Consider the following 6,455-nt stretch of genomic DNA (forward strand, 5'->3'; position numbering starts at 1 on the left):
GGGCACCAGCACGAACAAGCCGCCGAGCGCGCCGTACAGCAGGAGCGTCAAAAGCGTGAGGCCGACGAAGCTCGGAGATCCGAACAGCGCGAGCGGCATCATGGCCAAGTCGCCGCGCCGTCGCTCCGCAAACAGAAACAGCAGCGAGAACATCAGGCCCGCTCCCAGCACGACGAAGGCGGAAGCCGACCAGGCCCGGCCGGATCCTTCGGTCAGCGCCCAGGTCGCCAGGCCCAAGCCAGCTGTCGCCAGCGCTCCCCCTGGCCAGTCGAGATTGCCGGCCGCGTCGTCGACGTCCTTGTCGACATAACCCGACGCCAGCACGATCGCAGCCGCGGCCAGCGGAACGTTGATCAGAAAGGCGAGCCGCCAACTGCCGGCATCGATGAGCCACCCGCCAAGCACAGGTCCGATCGCGCTCGCGGCCGCTCCGGTCGCCGCCCAGATGCCGATCGCGCGGCCTTTCGCCTCTCCGGAGAAACTCTGCCCCAGGATCGCGAGACTGTTCGGCATCAGCATGGCGGCGCCCGCACCCTGCACGAAACGAGCAATCAGTAGCAGCCGAAGAGAAGGCGCCGCCGCGCAAGCCAGAGAAGCAAGACCGAACAGCAGGACGCCCGCGACCAGCAGACGGCGGCGGCCGTAGCGGTCTCCGGCTGCGCCTCCCAGCAAAAGCAGCGCGCTCAAGGGCAGCAAATAGGCATCGACAACCCACTGCAGGCCGGTCGCATCGGCATGAAAGCTCCGACCGATCGCCGGTAGTCCGACATTGACGACCGAACCATCGATGAACGCCAGGCTCGATGCCAGGATCGTCGTTGCGACGACGAGGCGTGGATAGGCAGGCGAACGCGCCCCCTCGGCTGTTCGCACGGTCGCGGCGTCAAAGGGAACATGAAGGGCGTTGCTCATCTGTGGGCAATGTAGGGTGCGCTCCCTCGGAGAACCAGCGGGAGCAGGCGAAGCTTTGGCGTCGACGGTCGATAGCCGGCGATGCGGAGCGGAGAAATCGCCGCCCCTAATGCATGTCGTTCCGGCGCGCTGCGACGACTTCACGATAGAGCACGGCGTAACGGCTGGCGCGATCGCGCCACGAGACGTCGGTCGACATGCCGTTGAGCTGCAGTTGTCGCCAGCCGGGCTTGTCCTGGAACGATTTGTTGGCCCTGCACAGGGCAGCCGCAAGAGCTTCGTCCGTGCCGAGGCTGAACAAAAAGCCGGTCGCAGCTCCGTCGGCAATGTCAGCCTCGTCAACATCATTGACCGTATCGGCAAGGCCGCCGACCCCTGATACGATCGGGACCGCGCCGTATCTCAACGCACAAAGCTGGGTCAGGCCGCAGGGCTCGAAACGCGACGGCACGACGAGGGCATCCGCGCCGGCCTGAATCAAATGCGCCAGGGCTTCATCATAGCCGATCACAACCGCGATCCGGCCCTGATTCGCGTTCGCGGCTGCCTGATAGCGATGCTCGATATCGCGGTCCCCCGTCCCGAGCAGAGCCAGCTGCATTCCTTCGCCGACAATGGTCGCAATGGTGTCGAGCAGGAGATCCAGTCCCTTCTGCCAAGTCAGCCGGCTGATGACACCGAGCAGCAGCGCATTCGGCGATGGATCAAGGCCAAGCTGCCGCTGCAGGGCAGCCCTGTTCGCTGCACGAGAGTCCAACTCGTTTGCGCCAAAGCGAGCGGCGATATACGGATCGGCTTCGGGGTTCCAGACGGAGGTATCGATGCCATTGAGGATTCCGCTCAGCACCTGCGATCGCTCGCGCAACAATCCGCCCAGTCCCATGCCCGCCTCATCGGACTGAATCTCGACCGCATAGGTCGGAGACACCGTCGTGATGCGATCGGCAAATTGCAGGCCCGCCTTCAGGAAGCTGATCGTTCCGTAATATTCGACGCCGTGCATCGTGAACGACTCCGGCGGCAGGCCGAACGCATCGAGCATGTCATGCGGAAACCTGCCCTGGTAGGCCATGTTATGAACCGTCATCACGGTGCCGGGTCGCGGACCGTTGGCATAATGCAGATAGGCCGGCGCCAGTCCCGCCTGCCAATCATGGGCGTGCACGATATCGGGCAGGAAAGACGGGATGGCGCCCTGGCCGATGTCGGCGGCCATGCGCGACAGCGCCGCAAAGCGCACGCCGTTGTCGGGCCAGTCCTTGCCGTCCGGCGCCAGATAGGGGTTGCCGGGCCGCGCAAACAAATGTGGCGCATCGAGCACGAGGAGATCGAGACTCCGGTGTGAGCCGCCGAGCAGGCGAACCGGGCCGCCGTGGAAATCCGGCCAATCGAGGAGGACTTCCGCCGTCGGCAGCGCCTTGATGACATCGGGATATCCGGGCACCAGGGTCCGGGTTTCGATGCCGTCCGCGCGCAGCGCGATCGGCAGCGCACCTGCGACATCGGCAAGGCCGCCGGTCTTGATGATCGGATAGAACTCCGAGGCGACCGCCAGAACGCGAAGCGGCGTCATGCCTCCAGCCTGTCGATCATCGGCTGCGTCACCAGAGCGATGCCCTGCGCGGTGGTCCGAAACCGTTTGGCGTCGAGTTCGGGGTCTTCTCCGACCACCAGGCCTTCGGGAATTCGTACACCCCGATCGATCACGACATTTTTCAGCCGCGCATTGCGTCCCACATTCACGTAAGGCAGCACGACGGCATTCTCGACGCTGGCGAACGAATTGATGTGCACGCCGGTGAACAGCAAAGAGCGACGCAATGCCGCGCCGGATATGATGCAACCTCCGGAAACCAGCGAGCTCAGCGCATGTCCGCGCCGGCCCTCCTCATCGTGAACGAACTTCGCGGGCGGCGAGATCTCCGCATAGCTCCAGATCGGCCAGGCGCGGTCGTAGAGATCGAGCTCCGGCAGCACATCGGTGAGATCGATGTTGGCTGCCCAATAGGCGTCGACGGTGCCCACATCGCGCCAGTAGGTGCGCGGATCGTCGCCGGACCTGACGCATGAAGTCGAGAACTGGTGGGCCACGGCCCGGCCGTTTTTCACGATATGGGGAATGATGTCCTTGCCGAAGTCATGGCTGGAGTTCGGGTCATTGGCATCACGTTGCAGCTCGTCGAACAGGAATTTGGAATCGAACACATAGATCCCCATGCTCGCCAGTGAGGTGTCGGGCTTGCCGGGCATTGGCGGCGGATCCGCCGGTTTCTCGAGAAAGGATTTGACCACGCCGTGCTCGTCGATGTGCATGATCCCGAAGCCGCTCGATCTCGCGCGCGGCATCTCCAGGCACCCGATCGTGACGTCCGCCTGTTGCTCGACATGCTGCCTCAGCATGACTTCGTAATCCATCTTGTAGATGTGATCTCCCGCCAGCAGCACGACGAACCTGGCGCCGTGCGGTTCGATGATGTCGATGTTCTGGTAGACGGCATCAGCCGTGCCGAGATACCAGTTGGTCTCCGAGATGCGCTGGCTGGCGGGCAGGATATCGAAGCTCTCGTTGCGCTCGGGCCGGAAGAAGTTCCAGCCCATCTGCAGATGCCGGATCAGGCTGTGCGCCTTGTATTGCGTCGCAACCGCGATCCGGCGGATGCCCGAGTTCACCGCATTCGACAGCGCAAAGTCGATGATGCGGGATTTCCCGCCGAAATAAACCGCCGGCTTGGCGCGCCGGTCGGTCAGTTCCAGAAGCCGGCTGCCGCGGCCGCCCGCAAGCACGAACGCCAAGGCATGGCGCGACAGCGGTTCGTTGATGACGGCGGCCATTTCGTCCTCCCGGGGCCTCGCGGCATTCCCTCGAAACCTTCTCTTGTCCGGAAGGCGAAGTCGAGGGGCCACGGGCCCGATTGTAGCGGGACGAATGGCCGATCGGGAAGTCGTATGTATGGTCCGCAGGGCGGATCGTGATCCGCCGATGACCTCGCAGCGATGGCGTAACCCGCCATCTTGAATCCATGGTTTAGGTAAAATTTCTTGATCAGCTAAACCTGGGATTGATAGGGTCGTTCATCATGGGCATCTTTGCCCGCCGGGGGATGTCATGGTCGGGCGACGGGAATGGATGTGGCGTGCTTGCCTGTTGCTTTGCATCGTTGCCTCCCCGTGCTGGGCGCAATCGGACACGACGAACGCATGGAAACGGCAAATTGTCGTCCAGTTGGAAGCGCATAAGCATTTTCCGCTCGAAGCAATTGGTAAAGACGGCTCGGTAAGGGTGGCCTTCATCCTCGATCGCGCCGGCAAATTGATATCCACTGATATCCTGAGTGCAGGCGGCGTCCCGGCGCTCGATAAGGCCGCGCTGGAAATGATCAGGAGCGCTCAACCGTTTCCCCCGGCTCCTCCGGGGGTCACCGGCAAGGACCTGAAGTTTGTTGCGCCGGTGTTTTTCAGATCGGCGATTGGATCATCTCCAGAGACACCATGAGCTATATTGAAACCGTGCGCAGCGAGAATGGGCTCGAGAGCGTGATGCGGAGCATCTGCCGGGGCTGTTAGCTGACACTGCGCGAGCGACCATGCTTTGCGCCCTTATCCAGTCCCTGACAGCGCCACGGAGCTTTCGTACTGCGCCAATGTCTCTCGCTCGACACCGAGCGATCACCTGAGCAAGCTGGTTGCCGCTCGGCTTTTGGCGGTCACTCGCGACCGCCGCTTCAGCTATGATCGGATCGCTCAAATGCTGCAGGTCTACCTACTGCAGGTCTGCCGTTTCCACTTTCCGTCACGGAACAGACCTTCTCCGCCGCGGTTGTCATGCCGACATCAACGATCGGAGATCAATCATGAAACGGATCATCATGGCGGCCGGCGTGGCTGCGATAGCGCTGGGCTTCGGCGCCGCGGCGGACGCCAAGGGATGCATCAAGGGAGCCATCGTGGGCGGCGTTGCCGGCCACATGGCCGGACACGGCAAGGTCGGAGCAGCCGCCGGTTGCGCGATCGGCCACCACGAGGCGCACAAGTCGGCGCAAGCCCAGGCAGACCATAAATAGCCGAGGCGCCGCTCGGGCGGCGGCCGCATATGCTGGCGACGCGCACCGGGACGTCTTTGGCGGACGGACGACGGCTGCATCGCTTAACTCCGGCCGGTGGTCATGGATTCCGGGTTCGCTCCAGAGCCCGCCCGGAATGACGGCGGCGCAGCGCACGCCAGAGATCAAGCCTTGCACGATATGCCGGGTTTCACCGGATCGCTCGCCCAGGGCCGGAGCGACGTTTGATCGATCTCGATGACACGGCGCCAAGAGGTCCTGGATCCATTTATCTCGCGAGCGGAGTCGTCGCCGGCCAGTTGCCAAACCGATTCAGCAAGTCCGGACTGTCCTGCTCTCCGCTATCGGTTGGAGCCTCCAATCGATCGGGCTGCTCGGCTTTTGGCGGCTTTGCCAGCAGCTCTTCCGAGGCGCGAAACCTGGTCCAGCCGGGAAGCGACGAGGACAGGCTGATCTCCTTCCATTTGGGATGGAACGGCGGCTTCTGGAACTGGTTGAACCGATCGAAGAAATATTCCACGAAACGGGCGACACGGCGGTAATGCTCGGTGTTTTGCGGCCAATTATACACCGCCAGCACCTGCGGCACTCCGATCGTGTCCACGGACTGGCCGGGTGGGATCAGATTGGGATAGTCCGCCGACGTCAATTGGGTCGGGACATAATAGTCCAGCAGGTCCTTCGAAAATGGCACCGCCAGGAAGTGGAATCCAGGCTCCGGCTTGAACTTCGTGAACAGATCGGTCGGCTTGCCGGTGACATGGACGACACCCGCGATTTCGCCGGTCCGCATCTTTTCGAGTGCGATCGAGTTGTTGATGAAGACTCGTTGCGCATTGATGTGAAGGCGATCGAAAAGAATGCCGCCGGTCAGGTTCGCCGCGCTCCCCACGGTGTTGAAGCTCACCTTCTTGCCGTTGAGATCCTCCAGTGTCCTGATCTCGGGGCGAACGTAGATGTGCACCTCATTGATGTAGAACTTACAGATGAAGCGAATCCGGTCCTTGATATGGGCGAGCGTTCCGTTGCGGAGATATTCGTCGAGCACGTCGGCCGAGGTGATCGTGACATCGACGCCCTTGACGTAGAGCAGGTCCTCGACATTGCCGAGCGCTCCGTAAGTGACGATCGGCAGCACCCGCAGCCTGGGTCTATCGTCCAGCACCTTGGCCATTTCGGCCGCGAAACGAATGTTGGTGCCTTCGAGCAGCCCGCCGGCGATACCGACCGTCCACTCGTTCGATTCCTGGACCTTGCCTCCTTCTCCGGGAATGGTTGCCGTGGTCGCAGGTCCGCTTCGGGCGGTCTGCGCGAAGGCAGCCGGCGCCGCCATCCCCAACATCGCCGCAAGCACGCTCATCAATACTACGCCACGCAAAGTTCATCTCCTGCTTGCAATCGGCCGGCTTCCCTCAGATCGGCCACAGAAAAGCGGCGGCGATGAGGACGGACATTTTGCCGGACCAGTTGGGCTGGAAGAGC

At 62.5% G+C, this 6,455-nt stretch carries 6 protein-coding genes; 2 read left to right on the forward strand and 4 right to left on the reverse strand.

All coding sequences use genetic code 11. From position 1 onward, the window contains the following. The 3 genes from WCB02_RS32690 to glgC all read right to left on the reverse strand — a co-directional run. Window positions 1-912, reverse strand: a 912-nt coding sequence (locus WCB02_RS32690) for an MFS transporter (protein WP_423964847.1), incomplete at its 3' end; no start/stop codon positions are given. 106 nt (window positions 913-1,018) lie between these two features. Further along, complete coding sequence (glgA, locus tag WCB02_RS32695; protein ID WP_423964849.1) at window positions 1,019-2,485, reverse strand: glycogen synthase GlgA; 1,467 nt, start codon at window positions 2,483-2,485, stop codon at window positions 1,019-1,021. Further along, window positions 2,482-3,744, reverse strand: a complete 1,263-nt coding sequence (gene glgC, locus WCB02_RS32700; protein WP_423964851.1) for a glucose-1-phosphate adenylyltransferase — start codon at window positions 3,742-3,744, stop codon at window positions 2,482-2,484. Before glgC ends, glgA begins: the two co-directional genes overlap by 4 nt. Before the next feature lie 274 nt (window positions 3,745-4,018). On the opposite strand from glgC, the gene WCB02_RS32705 reads away from it, so the two are divergent. Beyond that, complete coding sequence (locus tag WCB02_RS32705; RefSeq protein ID WP_423964853.1) at window positions 4,019-4,405, forward strand: energy transducer TonB family protein; 387 nt, start codon at window positions 4,019-4,021, stop codon at window positions 4,403-4,405. Window positions 4,406-4,763: 358 nt separating this feature from the next. Continuing rightward, complete coding sequence (locus WCB02_RS32710; protein WP_423964856.1) at window positions 4,764-4,973, forward strand: hypothetical protein; 210 nt, start codon at window positions 4,764-4,766, stop codon at window positions 4,971-4,973. 268 nt (window positions 4,974-5,241) lie between these two features. On the opposite strand, the gene WCB02_RS32715 is transcribed toward WCB02_RS32710, so the two are convergent. Then, entirely contained in the window at window positions 5,242-6,333 is a 1,092-nt protein-coding gene (locus WCB02_RS32715) for a TAXI family TRAP transporter solute-binding subunit (RefSeq protein ID WP_423964859.1), read from the reverse strand. Window positions 6,334-6,455 lie beyond the last annotated feature (122 nt).

The sequence above is a fragment of the Bradyrhizobium sp. genome (genome assembly GCF_049581145.1).
GTDB lineage: Bacteria > Pseudomonadota > Alphaproteobacteria > Rhizobiales > Xanthobacteraceae > Bradyrhizobium.